The following is a 222-nucleotide window of genomic DNA, read 5'->3' as shown; positions in this document are numbered from 1 at the left end:
TTGACTGGGGCGGTCGCCTCCTAAAGTGTAACGGAGGCGCCCAAAGGTTCCCTCAGAATGGTTGGAAATCATTCGTAGAGTGCAAAGGCATAAGGGAGCTTGACTGCGAGCCCTACAAGTCGAGCAGGGACGAAAGTCGGGCTTAGTGATCCGGTGGTTCCGCATGGAAGGGCCATCGCTCAACGGATAAAAGCTACCCCGGGGATAACAGGCTTATCTCCC

1 rRNA gene is annotated in these 222 nt (G+C 55.4%); it reads left to right on the top strand.

Annotated features, from left to right (window positions below):
- Positions 1-222: ribosomal RNA gene (locus tag MR170_RS31915) — 23S ribosomal RNA — on the top strand; the annotation flags it as partial.

It is taken from the genome of Bacillus cereus group sp. BfR-BA-01524, assembly GCF_022662595.1.
GTDB lineage: Bacteria > Bacillota > Bacilli > Bacillales > Bacillaceae_G > Bacillus_A > Bacillus_A thuringiensis_S.
The sequence above is the reverse complement of the archived record's forward strand: the minus strand, read 5'-3'. Positions and strand labels throughout refer to the sequence as shown.